The organism is Mesorhizobium sp. M7A.F.Ca.ET.027.02.1.1, assembly GCF_004022985.1.
Lineage (GTDB): Bacteria > Pseudomonadota > Alphaproteobacteria > Rhizobiales > Rhizobiaceae > Mesorhizobium.
In genome coordinates this window covers 1-20,367 of sequence record NZ_RZOL01000070.1, presented here as the reverse complement: position 1 = coordinate 20,367, position 20,367 = coordinate 1, and the positions used below count along the sequence as shown (strand labels likewise).

Sequence of the window (20,367 nt, the reverse complement as noted above, 5' to 3'; positions counted from 1 at the left end):
CACCTGAAACAGCCGGCGAAGCGATCGCCGCCGGCGTGTTCCTCGTCGCCAAGGACCGCGGCGAGAATGGCATCGTCCAAGGCTTCAACATCCAGGAAAATATCAGCCTGCCGTTTCACAAGCGCATGTCGCGCTTCGGCATCCTGAGGCGCCGCCTCGAACGCACCACGGCACGCCGGCAGATCGAGGAACTGAGCATCGTCTGCCGTTCCGAGAAGGACGAGATGTCGGAGCTGTCCGGCGGCAACCAGCAGAAGGTGATGGTCGCCCGCTGGATGGCGCAGGAGGCAAGGCTGTTCATTCTGGATGAGCCGTTTCAGGGCGTCGATATCTCGGCCCGGCGCGACATTGCCGCCAAGCTCAGGGCCAGTGCAAACGGACGCGCCACGCTGCTGTTCGTCACAGAACTCGACGAGGCCCTGGAGACCGCCGATCGCATCCTGGTCATGTCGGAACAGACCATCGTCGGCGAACACCGCAATGCCGATGTCGATCTCGACCGCCTGCTGGCCGAGGTCGCCGGCGGGCCGCTGCACAGTGCGGCCTGAGCGCGGGCGATAGGAATTGGAATGGAGAGAGCATGGGTTCGGGTTGGGTAAAGACGGCAGCAGCGCGCGGGAGCGCCGAATGACATTGCGCGACCACGCCATCCGCTACGGGTTCATCGTGCTCTTGTTCGGGCTCGTCGCCTATTTCTCGATCGCCGCCGACGGTTTCGTTTCGCCGCAAAGTGCCGTCTTCATCTTCCAGTCGGTCGCCATCACCGGCGTGCTGGCGCTCGGCGTCACCGCCACGCTGGTTGTCGGCGGCTTCGATCTGTCGATCGGCTCGGTCGCTACATCAGCCATGATGGCGGCCGCCTATGTGATGGTGGTGCTGGAGCAGAACGCCCTTGTCGCGGTCGTCGTCTGCCTGCTCATCGGCGCCATTGTCGGCCTGATCAATGGCTGGCTGATCGTCTACATGCGTGTGCCCGATCTGCTGGCGACGCTCGGCATGATGTTCCTGCTCGTCGGCCTGCAGCGCATTCCAACCGAAGGCCGCTCGATCGCCACCGGCATGACCATGCCGGACGGTTCGGTCGCCAATGGCAAATTCTCCGACGCCTTCCTGGCGCTCGGCCGCCACCGCTTCGACTTCTTCATCCCGAACCTGATTCCGGTGTCGGTAGTCGTGCTGCTCGTGCTCGCCGTGCTGATCTGGTTCTTCCTCGAATACACCCGCTTCGGTCGCATGATGTATGCCGTCGGCAGCAATGAGCGCGCCGCCGAACTCGCCGGTGCGCCTGTCAAGGCATACAAGATCTGGGCCTACGTTATTTCAGGAGTTTTTGCCTCGATCGGCGGTATTTTGCTCGCTGCCCGGCTTGGACGCGGCGACATCGCCTCGGGTAATAATCTGCTGCTCGATGCGGTCGCCGCGGCACTGATCGGCTACGCGGTGCTAGGTGCCGCCAAGCCGAACGCCTTCGGCACTGCCATCGGTGCGCTGTTCGTCGGCATCTTGCTGCAAGGTCTGACGATGATGAACGCGCCTTACTATACGCAGGATTTCGTCAAGGGCGTGGTTCTGGTCGTCGCCCTTGTCTTCACCTTTGCGCTTTCGGGCAGGGGCAGGAGGTAGCTTTCGACCGGAACAGGATTTGGGTTCAACAAGAGTGGAGGAAAACAAAGTGAGCATTACAAGAAGACTTCTGGGGAAGGTGGCGCTCGGATTGGCCGGCGCAACCATGCTGATGCAGGTCCCGGCTTTTGCCGCGGACAAGCCGGCGCCTTTCGACAAGCCCGGCGTCAAGATCGCGCTGGTGCGCTATCTCTCGACCGGCGACTTCTTCCAGGCCTATCTCTCGGGCGTCGAGGCGCAGTCGAAGGCGCTCGGCATCGACCTGCGTGTCCTCGACAGCCGCCAGGATGCCGCCCTTCAGTCCGACATGGTCGATCAGGCCATCGCGCTCGGCGTGCAGGGCATCATCATCCAGCACGGCCTGACGGAATCGATGAAGGACGCCGCACAGCGTGCGGTCGACGCCGGCATCAAGGTGGTGGCCTTCGACGTCAATGTCGAAAATCCCAAGATCCCGCAGATCGAACAGTCCGACCGCGACCTGGCGCGCCTCGCGCTCGAGCAGGCTGTCAAGGACAATGGCGAGAGCTGGAATGCCGGCTATGTCTATGTCGCCGGCATCGCGCCGCTCGACCGCCGCAACGAGACTTGGGTCGACGTGAAGAAGAAATATGCCGGCATCAAGGAAGTCGCGATGTTCGGCACGCTCGACAATCCGATCGCCAACTCCGTCGCCAACCAGGCGCGTTCGGTGCTGACGGCGCATCCCGACATCAAGGTGATGTTCGCTCCCTATGACGAATTCGCCAAGGGCGTGAAGATCGCCGTCGACGAAGCGGGCTTGAACAAGGGCATCAAGATCTATTCGGCCGATATCTCGACGTCCGATATCGCTGCGATGCGTGAGCCCGACAGCGCCTGGGCCGCGACCGCCGCGACCAATCCGGCCGTCGTCGGCCAGGTCTCGGTGCGTGCGCTGGCGCAGCTGCTGGCCGGCGAAGATCCCGGCCACAACGTCGTCGTGCCGCCGACGCTGATCACCCAGAAGGACCTCATCGACAAGGACATCAAGAACATGGAAGACCTGTCGGCCAAGCTGCCGCAGTTCGCCCATGCCGATGTCGCGATGCCGGCCTGGATGCCGAACCCGAACGCCAAGTAGGTTTCGCTATCGAAGGCCGCCTGCAGCCGCTTGCTGCAGGCGGCCTTTTTGCTGAATATCTGCAGCCGGCGCCAGGCTCCGGCCCAAGGTACGGTGCTTATATGGAAGTCCAGGCGGCAATCGAGGAAGACCTGTCCGGCGCCGTCGCCGGAACCTTGTTTCGATGCCCGCAGGCCACCACCGGTGTCGTGGTGTTGGGTGGGTCGAGTGGCCGCATCGATGTCGGGCGCGCACGGCTCTTTGCAAACCAGGGTTCGTCGGCCTTGCCCTGCGATGGTTTGGCGGTGAGGGACAGCCTCCTGGAATATGCGAAATTCCCCTCGAAACCTTCTTTGCGGCGACCGACTATCTCATTGGAACGGGATGCCACCGCATCGTCTATGTCGGCACATCCAAGGGTGCCGAGGCCGCATTGTGCGCAGCGGTCCATGATCAGCGTGTCAACGCTGTGGTCGCGATCAGCCCGTCATCGGTGGTTTGGGGAAATATCGGCGCGGGCCGGGATGGCTTCAGCTGGCCTGAACGATCCTCATGGTCGCTCGACGGTATTCCCCTGCCATTCGTGCCGACAGATCCGGATTGGGCACCCAAGCAGGTGGATGGTCTGGTGTCTTACAGCGGGTTATTCGAACGCAGCATGAAAACCTTCAAGCGGGAGGCGAATGCCGCGACCATTCCCGTGGAAAAGATATCGGCCGAGATTGTGCTTGTCGCGGGTGGCGACGATGCGCTGTGGCCCTCCCTATGGTTCGCGGAAGAGATTGTCCGGCGGCGCGGCAAAGCCGGCAAGGTCACCCACCTCGTTTCATCGCCGGATGCGGGGCACCGTATTCTCTTGCCGGGGGAAACCACGCCGCGCTCGGTGTCGCATGAGCATGGCGGCAGTGACGAGGCTGATTCGAGGCTGGGAACCAGGGCCTGGAAACACATTCTAGAGTTGCTGTAGCAGGGGTTTCGCGGCGGCCGAAGGATGCTGGTCGTTCCAGAAGTCGAGCACAGTCGAGATTATTGCCTCCGGCGCGTCTTCCTGAACGAGATGTTTGGCATTTGGAACTGTGATGAACGGCGCACCGGGGATGCGGCGCGCCAGTTCTCGCCCGTCGTCGAGCGGAATCCACTCGTCGTCTTCACCCCACAGGATCGTCACAGGGCAACGTATCTCGTCGTACCGCCACTCGACCTCTCGACTGTACTTGTCGTCCATCTGTGCGATCTGACGCCAAAAAGCCTTCTGTCCCTCGTCTCCAAGCCATGGCTGCAGATAGAGCTGCATTTCGTCCGCGCGCAACGCGTTCGCGACAGAGCCGCCGATATAGGCGCGAAGCATGGCTTCATGGATATAGGCCGGCAGACCGGCAAACGCTTTCTCGTGTTCTTTTGCCGCTTGAACCAAGGGCGATCCCTGAGGGCTGATCGCGACCGGATCAATCAGCACCAGAGAGCGATAATCGAGCCCGTTGAGCAGGTGGCCGCGCAACGCGACGGAGCCGCCGAAGTCATGCGCCACGATGTCGGGCCACTCCAGCTCCCAGTGAGCGTAGAGCGCCGCGAACAACTCGTTTTGAAAGCCGCGCGACACGTCCGCGTCGGGCTTGGCGGATTGCCCGTAGCCGAGCATGTCGAAATAGTAGATCCGGCGCCGTTGCCCGAGCCAAGCTGCAATCCGCCGCCATTCCACCGACGAGAACGGGGTACCATGAAGCAAGACCGCCGGCGGCCCGTCGCCGATCGTTCCCCATGCGATCGGGTGACCCGAAAAAATAAAGCGTTCGGGCAGGGACCAGTCATCGGTTGGCATGAGGGAACTCCCGGCAACAATTTAGCTGCTTGACCTTGCTCGATCTCAATGGCCGGTCGGGTCGAAAGTTCCCAACCGCCCCTTCTCGAGCAAGCTTCGGAGTTGCACCGCACCTTTCGTCTGGACGGATCTCTACGTCAGCGCAACGCTGCCGCGATATTACCGCCGTCGACGGTCGTCACATCGGCGGTGGTGCGGTCGGCCAGCGCGTGATGCAGGAAGGCCTGCGCCACGTCCTGCGCCGTCACTTCCTGGCCGAGCAGATTGCCGGACATGTAGTCCTTCTCCGACACGCCGCGCGCGCCTGAGCGACTGGCGATCATGGCGTCGGTCAGAAGCCCCGAGCGGATGCGGTCGGCGTTGACGGCGTTGGAGCGGATGCCATGCGCGCCATAGTCAAGCGCGTATTGCCTGGACAGGAACAGTGTCGCCGCCTTCGGCACGCCATAGGCGCCGAACTTCGGGCCGGGGTTCACCGCCTGTTTGGAGGTGTTGAACAAAAGCACGCCGCCTGTGCCCTGCTCGAGCATGATGCGCACGGCATTCTGCGCCACCGATTGGTGGGCGAAGAAATTGAGCTCGAAACTCTTGCGCAGGAGTGCGTCGTCGAGCTCGCCGATGCGGCCTTCCCAGGCGGCGCCGGCATTGGAAACCAGGATGTCGACACCGCCGAACACGGCGACCGCCCTGTCGAAGGCGGCACGCACCTGCGCCGGGTCGGTGATGTCGGCGGCGACGCCGATCGAATTGTTGCCGGCTTTCTTCGCCGCATCGGCAGCCTTTTCGGCGTCGAGATCGACGACGACGGCATGGGCGCCATTGTCGGCGAACAATTTGGCTGTCGCTGCACCGATCGCGCCGGCGCCGCCGGTGATCAGCACCACCTGGCCAGTCAGTGGCTTCGGCTTGTTGGAGGCGAGCTTGGCCTGTTCCAGCGACCAGTATTCCAGCGGGAACAGATCGGCCTTGGAGAGCGGGTGGAAACGGCCGACCGCCTCGGCGCCGCGCACCGCCTCGATCCACATCTCGCCGACGTCCGAGGCGATCTTCGCGTCCTTCAGCGTGCGGCCATGGCCGAACATGCCGAGGCCCGGCACCAGCGTCAGCCGCGGCATCTGGTCGAGCATGGTGCGCTTGACGTCGTCGAGCGCATCATTGGTTTCGAAATAGGCGCGATAATCCTTGGCGAACGCGTCGACATGGCTCTTGATCACCGCCTTGTAGTCGCCGGCCTTGTCAGCATCGGGCGCCGGCAGCGCCATTGGGCCGGTCTTGATGCGGATCGACAGATCCGGTGTCGACACGCCGCGTCCGGCATAGTCGGCGATCTCGGCCGAATTGATGAAATCGACAATTGCCGGCGAAGTGCGGAAATCGCTGACCATGCGGTCGAAGCGGCCTTCGCCGCGCGCCACCGCCACCGCACCACGCAGCATCGGCGCGATGGACGCCGGTGTCGCGAGGCTTGCCGGCAAGGCCGCCTTTGCCGCCTTCGGCTTGCCGCTTGCGGCAATGAAGTCCTCGGCGACATTCACATAGTGGATCATCCGGTCGTAGGCCTGTTTGGCGTCGTCGCCGAAGGTGAAAATGCCGTGCTTGTCCAGGATTAGGCCTTCGACATCAGGGTCGGCGTCGAAGATGTCGGCCGCCGCCTTGGCGAGGTCGAAGCCGGGCATGATGTAAGGCACATAGCCCATCTTGGCGCCGAAAACCGTCTTCACCAGAGGTTTGGAGTCCTCCTGGTCGACGATGGCGAGGATGGCGGTCGAGTGCGTGTGGTCGACGAATTTGTGCGGCAGGAAGGCATGCAGCAGCGTCTCGACCGACGGGTTGGGCGAGGACGGATCGATGAGGTTGACGCGTTGCAGGGCAACCATGTCCTCGTCGGCCAGCCTGTTCAGCGCGCGCGCCTTGAGCAACGGCTTGAGCTTGACCGCCGGCAGGCCCTGCGGCTCGATGACGCCCATATCCCAGCCGCTGCCCTTGACGCACAGCACGTCCCACTGGTCGCCGACGAGGTCGGTTGCCGTCGTCTTGCAAGAGGTGTTGCCGCCGCCATGCAGGACCAGCCGTGGTTCGCCGCCGAGCAGCCGGGTCGTGTAGACGCGCAGCGCCAGGTCGCGGCCGACACCCTTTTTCGCGTAGTCTGCGACGAGATTTTCGGCTGCTTCGTCATTCCACAAATTCTTCATGTTCGCTTCGTCCGGTTGCTGTCTTTGTTGGTGAAACAGGATTGCCGCGACGCTTTGATGACAATGCGCCGGCAGCGGAGAGGAGGATTTCTAGGAGGCCTTTTCTATGGTGGCAGCCGCATGGTCCAGGAGCCGCTGCGCCATGTGCGCGCCGACCACCAGATGCGTGCAAAGGCCGCCGGCGATCGCCGCGAGCAGCGGTTCGAACTTGCTGTCCTCCTGCACCACCACCAACCGCCTGGTGATGGCGCGCAGCGAGGCAAGTTCGGCGGAGATCACCCGGCGGTTATAACCGCAGCCGAGCACCTTGCCTTCGGCGTCTATGATCTGCCCGGCAATCACGCCGGCAGCGCCTTGGCTACGCAAATCCGCCATTTCGTTTGGCGTCAGCGCGCCGCATTTGACCAGATGGCTGTCGGCGTCGACCGCGCCGACCGAGTATAACGCCAGGTCGCATTCGCTGACACCCGACAATTGTTCCCGGATCACCGGCTCGGCACGCAGCGCCCGCGCGAGTTCTTCCGTCGACAGCACCAGCGGCGCGTAGAAATTGAGCCCCTTGGCGTTGAGCCGCCGCGCGATTTCCATGGTGCATTGGTCGGGGCGATAGGAATAGGGCGCGCCGAGATTGCCGCAGAGCTGCACCACCGTGACATCCTGTAGATCGGCATAGGACATCACGTCGGCGATCATATAGACGGTGCGGCCCCAGGCGACGCCGATGCGGTCGCCCTTCTTGACCAGTTCGAGAAAGACGCTCGCCGCCAGCACGGCGATTTCCGTCGATGGGTCGGCAATATGATCATTCTCCGGCGCGATCCAGACGGCGTCGAGGCTCAACGCATCCTCGAGCTTGCGCGCCAGCACGTCGTCGGTGAAAAGCTGGGTCGAGGTCGAGATGTTGACGATGCCGGTCTCGCGCGCCTTGCGCAGATACATGGCGACCGAGGCACGGGAAATGTTAAGCTGGCTCGCCACCTGGTCCTGCCGCAGGCCATGGGCATAGTAGAGCCAGGCGGCCTTGTGGATGAGTTGTTCTGCCGGTCGGATCGCCATGCCGTCTCCTCGGCTGACATTATTCACGGCTCTCGACAAAAGTCAAACTGGGCAGAGGTATGCGATACTCCCGCTTACGCCGAATCTGGTTCATCATTGTGCCAAATGCGCTCTCTCGTGGCATCGTTTGTGGTGACGCGGCCCGAGCCTGTGATTAGAACGTCTGAAAGAAACCGCGGGGGGAGCATGGGATGGGCAGTCCTTACGAACAGGATCTCGACAAGAACGCGGCCAACCATCAACCGCTGACACCGCTCACCTATCTTGAGCGCGCGGCCAAGACCTATCCCGACCATGTCGCCATCATTCACGGCCGCCAGCGCATCGACTATCGCACTTTCTGGCATCGGTCGCTGAAGCTTGCCTCCGCGCTCGACAGGCGCGGCATCGGCAAGGGCGACACCGTCACCGTCATGCTGTCCAACACGCCGCCGATGCTGGAGGCGCATTTCGGCGTGCCGATGACCAAGGCGGTGCTGCATTCGCTCAACACCCGCCTCGATGCCGCGGTCATCGCCTTCCAACTCGATCATGCCGAGACCAAGGTGCTGATCGTGGACCGCGAATTCTCCGGCGTTGTCAGGCAGGCCCTGGAACTGACCGAGGTCAAGCCGCTGGTCATCGACTATGACGATCCCGAATACGCCGACGACGCGCCGTATCCGAAGGGCGAGCGGGTTGGCACGCTGGACTATGAGGCGTTTGTCGCAGGCGGCGCCGAGGATTTCGCCTGGTCGATGCCCGACGACGAGTGGGACGCCATCTCGCTCAACTACACTTCCGGAACGACAGGCAATCCGAAGGGCGTCGTCTACCACCATCGCGGTGCCGCGCTGATGGCCTACACCAACACCATTCATGCGGGCATGGCCAAGCACGCGGTCTATCTCTGGACGCTGCCGATGTTCCACTGCAATGGCTGGTGCTTTCCCTGGACGCTCGCTGTCCAGGCCGGCACCCATGTCTGCCTGCGCTGGGTGCGGCCGAAGCCGATCTACGATGCGATTGCCGATCACGGCGTCACCCATCTGTGCGGCGCCCCAGTCGTCATGTCGGTGCTGATCAATGCCAGGGAGGAGGACAAGCGCGAATTCCCGCAGACTGTCACCTTCAACACCGCGGCAGCTCCGCCACCGGAAGCGGTGCTGTCGGGGATGGCCGATGCCGGCTTTGCCGTCACCCACCTCTACGGCCTGACCGAGACCTATGGTCCGGCGGTCGTCAACGAATGGCATGGCGCCTGGGATGATCTCGAAAAGGGCGAGCGCAGTGCCAGGAAGGCGCGGCAGGGCGTGCGCTATGCGGCGCTCGAAGGCCTGACCGTCATGGACCCCGAGACGATGCGGACCACACCGGCCGATGGTGAGACCATCGGCGAGGTCATGTTCCGCGGCAACATCGTCATGAAAGGCTATTTGAAGAACCGCAAGGCGAGCGACGAGGCCTTCGCCGGCGGCTGGTTCCACTCCGGCGATCTCGGCGTCATGCACCCCGATGGCTACATCCAGTTGAAGGACCGCTCCAAGGACATCATCATCTCCGGTGGCGAGAACATTTCCTCTATCGAGATCGAGGACGCGCTCTACAAGCACCCGTCGGTTGCCTCTTGCGGCGTCGTCGCCAGGCCCGACGACAAATGGGGCGAGGTGCCTGTTGCCTATGTCGAGCTGAAGCCCGGCAAGGCCGCGACCGAAGCCGAGATCATCGATCACTGCCGCGCGCTGCTTGCCCGGTTCAAGGTGCCGAAGGCGGTCATCTTCGCCGAAATCCCGAAGACCTCGACCGGCAAGATCCAGAAATTCCGGTTGCGCGAGATGGCGAGGGGGACTTAAGCCTCGTCGCTGCTCTCCTCCAGTTACGACCTTTGCGATTGGGCAAAGCCTCCGCGACTTTCGTCGGTTCCCTGTCACCATCTGTCATCATTCGTACGTGTACACCGAATCCGCATTGACAGGTCGCTCTTTTCAATTTACGAGTGACGAAAATCGAAATTCATCACTCGTAAATCGATAGAGGATCATGTCCGAAGCCGCCACCATAGTCGCCGAAGCCGCCCGACAGGAAAATGTAACGCGCATTCTCGATTGCGCCGAGCGCCTGTTCCGGCACTATGGCTACGGCAAGACCAATGTCGCCGACATCGCGCGTGAGCTCGGCATGTCGCCCGCCAACATCTACCGTTTCTTCGCCTCCAAGGTCGAAATCCACCAGGCCGTCTGCGGCCGTATGCTCGGCGCCAGCTACAAGATGGCCTACGAGATTTCGCGCCTGCCGATCAGCGCCGAGGAGCGGCTTCGGCGTTACGTGCATGCGCAATACAAGATGACGATGGAGGTCATGCTCGACGACCAGAAGGTCCACGAGATGGTCATCGTCGCCCTCGAACGGGACTGGAGTGTGATCGACAAGCATGTCGACAGCATTCACGACCTGTTTGCGGAGGTGATCCGCGACGGCATCGAGGCCGGTGAGTTCAGACAACAGGACCCGGTGACCGCGTCGCGCTGCTTCGGTGCCGCAACGGTCATCCTGTGCCATCCGCAAATGGTGGCGCAGTGCCTTGCCAAGACCAACCGGGCGATGCCCGACGATCTGATCGACTATGCGATCAGAGCTCTGAAGTAATAGCCCCCGCCAGCCGGTTGTCGGCCATTCATCTCCAGTCGGAGTACCAAGATGTCTTTGTCCAATTCCATCCTTCGCAAGCTGCCAGTTGCCGGCCTGATCGTCGCCACTCTCGGGCTTGCCGGCTGCAGCCAGGAAAAAGCCGAAGTCAAGGATATCATCCGTCCCGTCAAGGTTGTCGAGATCGCGAAGGTGCACGACACCCGCACGCTCTCCTATTCCGGCTCGGTGCGAGCCCGCACCGAGAGCGCTCTGGCGTTCCGCGTCAATGGCAAGATCACCGAGCGCCTCGTCGATATCGGCCAGCATGTGGCCGCGGGCGATGTGCTCGCCCGCATCGATCCCATTGACTACGACCTCTCGGTCAAGAGCGCGCAGGCAGCGCTCGATGCCGCCGAGCGGCAGGTCGAGACCGTGGAGCTTGCCCGCAAGCGAGCCGAGCAGCTTTTTGCCAAGAATTTTGCCCCGAAATCACAACTCGAACAGGCGACCTTGACCTATGACCAAGCGGTCGCCACCCGTGATTCCGCCCTTTCGACACTTGCTCAGGCGAAGAACCAGGTCGGCTATACCGATCTCAAGGCCGACAGGGATGGCATCGTCACCACGGTCAGTGCCGACGTCGGCCAGGTCGTCGGTTCCGGCACGCCGGTTGTCACTGTCGCCGTCGACGGCGAGAAGGAAGTGCTGATCGCCGTCCCCGAAATGGAAATCGCCGAATTCAAGCCGGGCAAGGCAGTCAAGGCAGGCTTCTGGTCAGACGATGCGCTGGCGCTCGATGGCAAGGTCCGCGAAGTCGCCGGTAGCGCCGATCCGCAGTCACGCACCTTTGCCGTCCGCGTCAGCCTGCCAAACGATCCGCGTGTGCTGCTCGGCATGACCGCCAGCATCGAAGCCTCGGCGGCCAATGAGCGGCAGCTGGTCTCGATCCCGCTGAGCGCATTGGCCGAGCAAGGCACCCAATCGATCGTCTGGACCGTCGACCGTGGCGCCGACACCGTTCATGCCCGTCCGATCAAGGTTGCCGAGTTCGCCGCCGATGGCGTGCGTGTTGCAGAGGGTTTGAAACCCGGCGATGTCGTGGTCGCCGCCGGCACGCAATTCATGACCGAAAACCTGAAGGTGAAGCTCGCTGGTGATGCGGCGCTGCAATCGGCATCCGCGGCAGACGGCGACGCCAAGCAGGTGCGCTGACGACAGACAACCGGCTGCGCGTTCCCGCAGTCGTTGGTTTCCGGGCGGCAGGCGCCCGACCGAGACGCTCGATTGATGTAACCCCCACATCGATCTCGCGTCCCACCGCGATGAGTGCTTCTCCGCTCGGAGAGCCTTGCCGCCCGGAAGCCACTATGAAACCTCGATTTTGATGCGCTAGATAGATGGACCAGCGTCGATGACCAATTCCACGGAAGAGAAGCGGCCCTTCAACCTGTCGCGCTGGGCAATCGGCCATCCCGCCATTGCGCGGTTCCTGTTCGGCCTGATCATCATTTCCGGCGCGCTCGGCCTGATGCGTATGGGCCAGAAGGAAGATCCCGATTTCACCTTCCGGATCATGGTCGTCCAGGCGATCTGGCCGGGCTCCTCGATCAAGGAGATGGAAGACCAGGTCGTCAACAAGATCGAACGCAAGCTGCAGGAAACGCCGCATCTCGATTTCGTGCGCTCCTTCACCCGCGCTGGCAGCGCCATCATCACCGTGCAGATCAAGGGCGACACCAACACCGCCGAGGTGACCGACGCCTTCTACCAGGTGCGCAAGAAGGTGGGCGATATCCAGGGCGACCTGCCGCAGGGCCTGCTCGGCCCGTATTTCAACGACGAGTTCGGCGACACCTTCATCACCTTGCATTCGATCAGCGGCGACGGCTTCAGCTATCCCGAACTGAAGAAGTTCGCCATCCAGGCGCGCGACATGCTTTTGACGACGCCCGGCGTCGAGAAGGCCGTCATCATCGGCGACCAGCCGGAAAAGCTCTATATCGACGTCTCGTCCAAGGCCCTGGCCGAACGCGGCCTGACGCTGACCGATCTGCAGAATGCGATCAAGGGACAGAACAATGTCGACCCGGCCGGCTCCGTCGATACCGGCACCAACTCGGTACGCATCTCCGTCGAGGGCGATGTCGGCAAGGTCGAGGATATCCGGAACCTGCGCCTGCGCGCCGGCGGCCAGGTCACAAGGCTGGGCGACATCGCCACGGTGACCTCGGGGCTGGAAGATCCGTTCCAGCGCAAATACCGCTTCAACGGTCACGACAGCGTGCAGTTGGGCGTCGTCATGGCCAAGGGCTTCAAGGTTACCGACGTCGGCAAGGATGTCGAGGCCACCTACAAGCGCTTCGAAGAGGCGCTGCCCTACGGCGTTGCGGTCGACCAGATCTCCGACCAGCCGGGCGTCGTCACCGATGCGGTGGCCGAGTTCATGCATGCGCTCGGCGAAGCGTTGCTGATCGTGCTCGTCGTCTCGTTCCTGTCGATAGGCTGGCGTTCTGGCCTGGTCATCGCCATCGCCATCCCGCTGGTGCTGGCTGCGACCTTCGCCATCATGTACGAACTCGGCATCGACCTGCAGCGCATCTCGCTCGGCGCGCTGATCATCGCGCTCGGTCTTCTGGTCGACGACGCGATGATCGTCGTCGAGATGATGGAGCGCAAGCTGGAGGAGGGGATGGTCAAGGTCGAGGCGGCGAGTTTCGCCTATTCCTCGACCGCCTTCCCGATGCTGACCGGCACGCTGATCACCACAGCCGGCTTCATTCCGGTCGGCTTCGCGGCCTCGACCGCCGGCGAATATGTCCGCACCCTGTTCTATGTCGTCGGCATCGCGCTGATCGTCTCCTGGTTCGTCGCGGTCTATTTCACGCCATGGCTCGGCAATATGATCCTCAAGCAGCGCAAGCATGCCGGCAGCCATCACGATGTCTTCGACACGCGTTTCTATCGCCGGCTTCGTGCTACCGTCAGCTGGGCCGTGCGCCATCGCATCATCGTCCTGGTGATGACGCTGGTCACCTTCGGCACCAGCCTGTGGGCTTTCCAGTTCATTCCGCAGAACTTCTTCCCGCAATCGTCGCGGCCGGAAATCCTCGTCGACCTTTGGCTGCCGGAAGGCACCAGCATCAAGGAAGTCGAGGCGCAGGCCAAGGCGCTCGAAACCAAGATGATGGACGACAAGGACAAGCGTTTCATCGCCACCTATATCGGCGAAGGCGCGCCGCGCTTCTTCCTGCCGCTCGACCAGCAGCTGAGCAACCCCAACTTCGCCCAGCTGCTCGTCATGGCCAATGACGAACCGGCCCGCGAACGGCTGATCGTCAAGTTGCGCACCGTTCTGGCTGAAGACTTCCCATCCATCCGTGCCAAGGTCGATCGTCTGTTCCTCGGCCCGCCGACCGGCTGGCCGGTGCAGATGCGCGTCATGGGGCCGGATCGCCAGGAAGTGCGCCGCATCGCCGACCAGGTGAAGGCGAAGTTCCGTGAGGATCCGCTGCTTGGCGCCGTGCATGATGACTGGCTGGAGCCGGTTCCGGCGATGAAGCTGGTCATCGACCAGGATCGTGCCCGCGCACTCGGCGTCACCTCGCAGCGCATCCGCCAGATGCTGCAGGCGGCAATGTCCGGCGCGCCGCTCGACGACTTCCGCGACGGCGAGGAGACGGTGTCCATCGTCGCCCGCGAGCCGGATGCCAGCCGCAGCCTGCTGTCCTCGGTCGACTCGGTCTATATCCCGACCGACTTCGGTGGCTTCGTGCCGCTGTCGCAGGTTGCCAAGGTGGTGCCGGTGCTGGAGCAAGGCATCGAGTGGCGCCGCGACCGTCTGCCGACCATCAGTGTGCGGGCAACGCTGCCCGACGGCGTGCAGTCCAATGACGTCGTCACCAAACTGTACAAGGATATGCAGGGCCTGCGTAACGGATTGGCGCCCGGCTACAAGGTCGAGATCCAGGGCGGTGCGGAGGATTCGGCGGAAAGCCAGGCTTCGATCGCCGCCAAGGCGCCGATCATGCTGGCCGTCATCGTCGTGCTTTTGATGATCCAGCTGCAGAACTTCGGCAAGGCGATGCTGGTGCTGGCGACCGGTCCGCTTGGCATTATCGGTGCTGCCGCGGCACTCTTGATCAGCGGCGCGCCGTTCGGCTTTGTCGCCATTCTCGGCGTCATCGCGCTGCTCGGCATCATCATGCGCAACTCGATCATCCTGGTCGACCAGATCGACCAGGACATCGCCGCGGGCATGGACCGCTACGAGGCGATCATCGGTTCGGCCGTTCGCCGTTTCCGGCCGATCACGCTGACGGCGCTGACGGCGGTACTGGCGCTGATCCCGATCTCGCGCGGCGTCTTCTGGGGTCCGCTCGCCTACGCCATGATGGGCGGCATCCTCGTTGCCACGGTGCTGACCATCCTGGTCCTGCCTGCCGGGTACGCCCTGTTCTTCGGCCGGGAGCCGAAGAAGCGCGGGGCGGAGGGGCGGACCGACGATCTGGAACTGAGTCAGGAAACCAAAAAGCCGCAACTGGCATTGGCCGCCGAATAGATCGATCACGCCAGTCGAAAAGGATCGGGCGCGCCGAAGCGCGCCCGATCCTTTTCACTTTTACGAGGTCAGATGACGAAGAACCAGTTGGCGAGCAGCATCACCACCACGCCGGCTACCAGGGTCAGGTAGGGCAGTATGCCCGCCTTTTTGACCGAGAGGTCGGCCCCCGTCATGCCGAGATCGGCCAGCATGTGGTCGGGGAACTTGCCCTTGTCCTGGATGTAATGGCGGAAGCAGAACACCGGGATAATCAGGGCTGCCGTGATCAGGCCGGCCCACAGCGCCATCGGGTTCCAAACTTTGGCTCCCGCGCCCATGAAGATCATGTTGACATAGGCGAAGATCGCGCCGACGCCGAGCAACCAGCTCGGTGCTTTCCAAGGCCGGGCGATATGGCCGTTGTCGATGCGGTGGATCCAGCCGGCATTGAGGTTGAGGAAGTTGAAGATGATATAGCCGCAGTTCGACACGGCGAGGATGAAGAAGAAGCTCGTCGCGTCGGCAGAGGCGATGGCCAGCACGATCAGGTTGAAGACGAGATCGGTCCACATTGCCCGCGTCGGCGCGCCATGTTCGTTGACATGGCTGAGATAGCGCGGCAGCCAGCCATCGACCGAGCCCTGGTAGAGCGTGCGTGAAGAGCCGGCCATGGCCGTCATGATGCACAGAACCAGAGCCAGGATCATCAGCATCACCAAGAGGCTGTGGATCAGCGCCCCGCCGCCGACCATGCCGGCCAGCGCGTCGGCGACACCGGAGCCGTCGACGATCGGTGTCGCCAGCATGCCGTTGAGGCCAAGCACGCCCTGGAAGGTGAACGGCACCAGGATGAACAGCAGCATGCACAAAAGGCCGGAATAGAAGATGGCCTTGAACGTGTCGGTGCCCGGGTTCTTGAACTCCGAGGTGTAGCAGACGGCGGTCTCGAAACCGTAGGTCGACCAGGCGGCGATGAACATGCCGCCAAGCACCAGCGTCCAGCCGGCAATGTTCCAGGCGCCGGGCTCGGGCGCATAGGCGGCCGCCAGCGGCACCAGCGGCGAAAAATTCGCCCAGTTGATCTGGCCGGTGACGATCGGCACGACGCCGACGATCAGCATCGGGATGATGACCAGCAGGCCGATATATTTCTGCACATTGGCAGTGCCGAGGATGCCGCGATGCTGGATGGCGAAGATGATCAGCATCAGCACCGCGCCGATGAAGAAGGTCGCGTTGAGGGTGAACGAGACCGGCCCCAGCGTGTGGCTGTAGAGCGTCCAGTTGCGGATCACCGGCGTTGCCGCGGTGGTCACCGCCGTGATGGCGTCGGCGGCACTCGTCCCGGCATGCGCCGCGATATAGGCGACGACTTCGGGCGAGGCATCGGTGAACAGCGGCACCGGCGCCAACGCGTTGAGGATATAAGCTGCGGCGATCGAGCAGCCGAGCGACAGCACCGGCGACCAGGCGAACCAGTTGCACCAGACCGACAGCGGCGCGATGAACTTGGAATAGCGCAGCCAAGCGGTGGCGCCGTAGATCGACGCGCCGCCCGACTTGTTCGGAAACAGGCCGGCGATTTCGGCATAGGTGAAGGATTGCAGGAAGCCCATGATCATGGAGAAGATCCAGATCGCGAAGGCCAGCGTGCCGGTCGTGCCGGCAATGCCGCCGATCGAGAACAGGACGAGGGCAGGCACGCCGCTCGCCACCCAGAAGGCGCCGCGCCAGTCGATATTTCGGTGCAACTTGCCTTCGGCAAGCGGCTCCAGGACAGTCGTTATCGTGCTCATATGTCTCTGTTCCCCATTTTGATGTTCCCCGTTCGTGACCGCCGCGGCTTCGCTAGGCTCACCATCGACGCATGCATTGATCGACTGCTGGTGTTTCCACTCAGTCGTATTTTTTTCTTAGGAGTGAAGATTGATCCGGCGCGCTTTCACGTCAAGCGAATTGTCGCGCCGTGCACATCACGCTTGCGAAACATGTCAGCTTCACACTGGCGGGCAGGATTGTTCGGAAAAGGACCAGGGGTCTGGAAACGAAAAACCCGCCGGAGGCGGGTCCCGGCGCAAATCAGCACCATGGACGAATATGTAGCATAGCTGCCCTCAGCAGGTCAAGAAAAAATTCCTATCAGGCTGCCAGCACTGCCTCACTGTCTTCGGAGGAAGGCCGTCAGGAGCGTGGTTTGATCTTTTGCGGATCGTAGTGGGCGAAGGCGACGACGCGCGCCGGCAGCCGTTTGGCATGGCCGTCGAGCTTGCCGATCTCGACCTCGGTACCGACAGCCGAATGGGTGACGTCGAGCCTGGCCAGCGCGATGGTCTTGTTCAGCACCGGCGAGCGCATGCCCGACGTGACCACGCCGATCTGGGCGCGGCCGACATGCACGCAATCGCCATGGCCGACGTCGACATTGGCGTCGATGTCGAGGCCGACCAGCTTCGTCTGCGGGTGCTCCTTGCGGCGGATCAGCGCCTCGCGGCCGATGAAATCGTCGGTCTTGCTCTTCAGCGGCACGGTGAAGCCGATGCCGGCCTCGAACGGATCGGTCTGGTCGGAGAATTCGTAGCCGGCGAAGATCAGCCCGGCCTCGATGCGCACCATGTCCAGCGCCTGCAGCCCCATCGGCTTCAGCCCATGCGGCTGGCCGGCTTCCCAGATGGCGTCGAACACCTTTTCGGCGTCGCGCGGATGGCACCAGATCTCGTAGCCGAGTTCGCCGGTATAGCCGGTGCGCGAGACGACGACCGGAATGCCGTTGCCGCCACCAATGCGGGCGACGGCGAAGCGGAACCATTCGAGCTCGTCGATCGACGGCTGCAATGGCGAAGTCCAGATCACTTCTCGCAGGATGTCGCGGCTCTTCGGACCCTGGACGGCGACGTTGTGCATCTGGTCGGTCGACGAGCGCACCAGCACGTTGAGGCCGAGCTTCGTCGCCGTCTCGCGCAGCCATTCGCCGGACAGATCGTCACCGCCGACCCAGCGGAAATTGTCCTTGCCGAGCCGCAGCAGGGTGCCGTCGTCGATCATGCCGCCATGCTCGTAGCACATGGCCGAATAGACCACCTGGCCGACACCGAGCTTCTTGACGTCGCGGGTCAGCGTGTATTGCAGCAGCGCCTCGGAATCCGGGCCGGTAACCTCGAACTTGCGCAGCGGCGACAGGTCCATGATCACCGCGTCCTGCCGGCAGGCCCAGTATTCCGCGATCGGCCCGTCCTTGGCGAAGGAATTGGCGAGCCAATAGCCCCTGTACTCGCCGAAGTTGCGGGTGTGCTTGGCAAAGCTCGAATGAAAAGCTGTCTCGCGGGTCATTTTCTGTTCCGAATCGGGCGTCATGCGTCTGGCGATCGCTCGCGAGAATTTGTGCTGGCCGGAATAGGTCCGCACATGGATGTCGGTCGGGTTCCAGCCATTGGCCGGCGTCGTGTCGTCGGGGCAGGCGGAGGACACGCAGACGATGTCGGTGAGCGCCCTGAGCAGCACATAGTCACCCGCCCGCGACCACGGCTCGTCGGACACCATGACGCCATGCGCGTCGATCGCCGTGTTGAAGAAGAAGTTGATCGCCATCCAGCCCGCGCGGGGATTGACGCCCTTGCCGGCCAGAGCGCCGTTGAAATTCTCCGAGCAGTTGGTGTGGCCGGGATAGCCGATGTCGTCGTAATATTTGGCCGCGCAGGCGAGCGCGAAGGCGTCGTGCCGGCCGCATGTGTCCTGCACCACCTCGACCAGTGGCTCCATGTCCTGGTCAAAGTATTTGGAATGCAGGCCGGGCATCGGGTAGCTCGCACCCATCAGCGTGCGAGTCGTCGTCACGTCGAGCGGATGATCCAGTCCCCTGTCCAGCTTGCGCGCCGAAAAGCACTGGAAATCGGTGCACTGGCGCCCGTCGACATCGATGATCTGGAGATAGTCGCCGGCCTTGACGAAATAGGCCTCCGCCGTCGCCGAATGGACACGCAAATCGAGCACCGGGTCGGCCAGCGGATCGGCCAGTAGCGATTTCACCGCCGAGCGGATCGTGGCGCGGCGGACGATGGCGGTCAGCGGCGTCGCCGTGTCGTGACCATCGACCAGCATCGGCCCCCCGGGGGCCGCAATCAGCATCGCGCCATCGCGCGCGACGGTGAAAGCCTGTTCGGTGCCGGCGGGCGTCGCGCCGCCGAACACGCGAACCGCCTTGGCATGGTCAAGCTGCACTTGCCGGCGCGCGAGCCCGCTCCGCAGCGATGCGAGGCTGTCGTCGTCCTCGGCCAACAGCGCCTTGATGCCGGCAGCGTTGCTGTTCGATGTTTCACCGAAAATGCCGGGATCGGTCGCGCCGGTCCTGTCCCAGGCCAGCAACTCGCAGGCCTGGCCACCCTCGACATTGCGCACGGTGATCGTGTCGCCGGCCTCGATATCGATGAGCACCGCGCCATTGCCATGGATCGTATAACGCTCCATGCCCGGCGGCAGCGCGATCTGGCCGGGCCTCAGGATGAGGCTCGGCCGCGGCGGTCCGGCAGCAATTGCGGGGTAGGGCGACTGGCTCATTTCAGCCTTGCGGTTCGAGAAACAAGTTTGCCTGTGTGTGAAATTATTTTAGCGGTAAGAATAGCAGTGCGCGTGCGTTTGGCAAGGTGAAGGTGATGCTTCGAACCCAGTCAATTGGGATTGAATTGGCCTCCCAGTCTATCTTCCAAACGTCGGTGCTGCCCCTCATCTGGCTGCTGCCATCTTCTCCCCGTAAACGGGGCGAAGGACGCTGTCGTCGCCGGTTTCGCCAATCGCCAACATTGCAGAAATAGCGCGGCACTCCGAACAGCTTCTTTCTCCCCGTTCACGGGGAGAAATGCCCGGCAGGGCAATGAGGGGCGGCGCCGAGGTCCACAATTGGCGGGCTAGAATTCCTCGGAATGGCCGATAACCACACCATACTCCGCGGCCGAGTCCAGCATCGTGTGCCACAGGCTCTCGGCAAAAGTCGCGAACACCAGGAGGTTGAACACCGCCAGGCCATCTCGATCATTCCCACGCCTGAGCGTGACACTGGTGTGGTCAATCGACGTAGCCGCCGCCGCGCCAACCGGAAACGCATCGGGATGCAAATCGATCGACGACAGTTTCGCCAGCATCGCCCGCACCTTGTCACCCGAGATGCTGATCAGCACGCGCGCATGCGACTGGTCGGACAGCGAGGCGGAAGATGCAAACGCCTGAGCGAGTGCTTCAGTCGAATGCTTGCTGCCCTTCGACAGCACGAAAAACTGATCCGGTCCCGACCAGATCAGCGTTGCGTCCGCCGCGCCGACTGCCGTCGGCGTTTCCGGAGCAGCAACGCCAAAGCGACCCTTCGCTGCCGTGGCCATGTCAGCCGCCTTACCGCGCCGTGCCATCACCTGGACGAGATCAAAATTGCGGATCTCGGTCAGCGAGACGCCGGCCTCCATAC

The 20,367-nt window shown here is 62.8% G+C and carries 13 protein-coding genes and 1 pseudogene; 8 read left to right on the top strand and 6 right to left on the bottom strand.

The genetic code is table 11. The features are described from left to right. From EN749_RS11035 to EN749_RS11020, 4 genes and pseudogenes are all read left to right on the top strand, one after another. A partial coding sequence (locus EN749_RS11035) for an ATP-binding cassette domain-containing protein (protein WP_145990898.1) occupies window positions 1-548 on the top strand: 548 nt, incomplete at its 5' end. Between the two features lie 79 nt (window positions 549-627). Further along, window positions 628-1,623 carry an ABC transporter permease gene (locus EN749_RS11030; protein WP_023808756.1) on the top strand — a complete coding sequence of 332 codons (996 nt, stop codon included), beginning with the start codon at window positions 628-630 and terminating at the stop codon, window positions 1,621-1,623. A 49-nt stretch (window positions 1,624-1,672) separates the two neighbouring features. Continuing rightward, entirely contained in the window at window positions 1,673-2,725 is a 1,053-nt protein-coding gene (locus tag EN749_RS11025) for a substrate-binding domain-containing protein (RefSeq protein WP_023808755.1), read from the top strand. A gap of 101 nt (window positions 2,726-2,826) precedes the next feature. Beyond that, a pseudogene (locus EN749_RS11020) lies at window positions 2,827-3,671 on the top strand (acyl-CoA thioester hydrolase/BAAT C-terminal domain-containing protein). On the opposite strand, the gene EN749_RS11015 reads toward EN749_RS11020, so the two are convergent. The 3 genes from EN749_RS11015 to EN749_RS11005 all read right to left on the bottom strand — a co-directional run bounded on the left by EN749_RS11015 (window position 3,657) and on the right by EN749_RS11005 (window position 7,771). Continuing rightward, a complete protein-coding gene (locus tag EN749_RS11015; RefSeq protein WP_127811067.1) occupies window positions 3,657-4,523 on the bottom strand; it encodes an alpha/beta hydrolase in 867 nt (288 codons plus the stop codon). The pseudogene EN749_RS11020 and the gene EN749_RS11015 sit on opposite strands and share 15 nt — an antisense overlap. Window positions 4,524-4,660: 137 nt before the next feature. Beyond that, window positions 4,661-6,715 carry a bifunctional aldolase/short-chain dehydrogenase gene (locus EN749_RS11010; RefSeq protein WP_128288120.1) on the bottom strand — a complete coding sequence of 685 codons (2,055 nt, stop codon included), beginning with the start codon at window positions 6,713-6,715 and terminating at the stop codon, window positions 4,661-4,663. A gap of 90 nt (window positions 6,716-6,805) precedes the next feature. Beyond that, window positions 6,806-7,771, bottom strand: coding sequence for a sugar-binding transcriptional regulator (locus tag EN749_RS11005; protein WP_127396099.1), 966 nt, complete (start codon window positions 7,769-7,771; stop codon window positions 6,806-6,808). Between the two features lie 191 nt (window positions 7,772-7,962). Here EN749_RS11005 and EN749_RS11000 point away from each other — a divergent pair, with 191 nt between their 5' ends. From EN749_RS11000 to EN749_RS10985, 4 genes are all read left to right on the top strand, one after another. Next, window positions 7,963-9,603 carry an acyl-CoA synthetase gene (locus EN749_RS11000; RefSeq protein WP_127396100.1) on the top strand — a complete coding sequence of 547 codons (1,641 nt, stop codon included), beginning with the start codon at window positions 7,963-7,965 and terminating at the stop codon, window positions 9,601-9,603. Window positions 9,604-9,790: 187 nt separating this feature from the next. After that, on the top strand, window positions 9,791-10,396 hold the full coding sequence (locus tag EN749_RS10995; protein WP_127269135.1) for a TetR family transcriptional regulator: 606 nt from the start codon (window positions 9,791-9,793) through the stop codon (window positions 10,394-10,396). A 51-nt stretch (window positions 10,397-10,447) separates the two neighbouring features. Further along, window positions 10,448-11,590, top strand: coding sequence for an efflux RND transporter periplasmic adaptor subunit (locus tag EN749_RS10990; protein WP_127399315.1), 1,143 nt, complete (start codon window positions 10,448-10,450; stop codon window positions 11,588-11,590). 199 nt (window positions 11,591-11,789) lie between these two features. Further along, window positions 11,790-14,936 carry an efflux RND transporter permease subunit gene (locus EN749_RS10985; RefSeq protein ID WP_128363136.1) on the top strand — a complete coding sequence of 1,049 codons (3,147 nt, stop codon included), beginning with the start codon at window positions 11,790-11,792 and terminating at the stop codon, window positions 14,934-14,936. 68 nt (window positions 14,937-15,004) lie between these two features. Here the strand turns inward: EN749_RS10985 and EN749_RS10980 are convergent, their stop codons facing one another. From EN749_RS10980 to EN749_RS10970, 3 genes are all read right to left on the bottom strand, one after another. Beyond that, complete coding sequence (locus tag EN749_RS10980; RefSeq protein WP_127270074.1) at window positions 15,005-16,714, bottom strand: APC family permease; 1,710 nt, start codon at window positions 16,712-16,714, stop codon at window positions 15,005-15,007. A gap of 385 nt (window positions 16,715-17,099) precedes the next feature. After that, window positions 17,100-19,469: an aminomethyltransferase family protein gene (locus EN749_RS10975; RefSeq protein WP_128363135.1), complete on the bottom strand. Its 2,370-nt coding sequence runs from the start codon at window positions 19,467-19,469 to the stop codon at window positions 17,100-17,102. Window positions 19,470-19,816: 347 nt separating this feature from the next. After that, on the bottom strand, window positions 19,817-20,367 hold a 551-nt coding region (locus tag EN749_RS10970), incomplete at its 5' end, for a sarcosine oxidase subunit gamma family protein (protein WP_128363134.1).

What these genes read in the sequence shown, in the direction of transcription:
- EN749_RS11030 (WP_023808756.1), top strand. Translation starts at nt 628, where the DNA reads ATGACATTGCGCGACCACGCCATCCGCTACGGGTTCATCGTGCTCTTG.
- EN749_RS11015 (WP_127811067.1), bottom strand. Translation starts at nt 4,523, where the DNA reads ATGCCAACCGATGACTGGTCCCTGCCCGAACGCTTTATTTTTTCGGGT.
- EN749_RS11010 (WP_128288120.1), bottom strand. Translation starts at nt 6,715, where the DNA reads ATGAAGAATTTGTGGAATGACGAAGCAGCCGAAAATCTCGTCGCAGAC.
- EN749_RS11005 (WP_127396099.1), bottom strand. Translation starts at nt 7,771, where the DNA reads ATGGCGATCCGACCGGCAGAACAACTCATCCACAAGGCCGCCTGGCTC.
- EN749_RS11000 (WP_127396100.1), top strand. Translation starts at nt 7,963, where the DNA reads ATGGGCAGTCCTTACGAACAGGATCTCGACAAGAACGCGGCCAACCAT.
- EN749_RS10995 (WP_127269135.1), top strand. Translation starts at nt 9,791, where the DNA reads ATGTCCGAAGCCGCCACCATAGTCGCCGAAGCCGCCCGACAGGAAAAT.
- EN749_RS10990 (WP_127399315.1), top strand. Translation starts at nt 10,448, where the DNA reads ATGTCTTTGTCCAATTCCATCCTTCGCAAGCTGCCAGTTGCCGGCCTG.
- EN749_RS10985 (WP_128363136.1), top strand. Translation starts at nt 11,790, where the DNA reads ATGACCAATTCCACGGAAGAGAAGCGGCCCTTCAACCTGTCGCGCTGG.
- EN749_RS10980 (WP_127270074.1), bottom strand. Translation starts at nt 16,714, where the DNA reads ATGAGCACGATAACGACTGTCCTGGAGCCGCTTGCCGAAGGCAAGTTG.
- EN749_RS10975 (WP_128363135.1), bottom strand. Translation starts at nt 19,469, where the DNA reads ATGAGCCAGTCGCCCTACCCCGCAATTGCTGCCGGACCGCCGCGGCCG.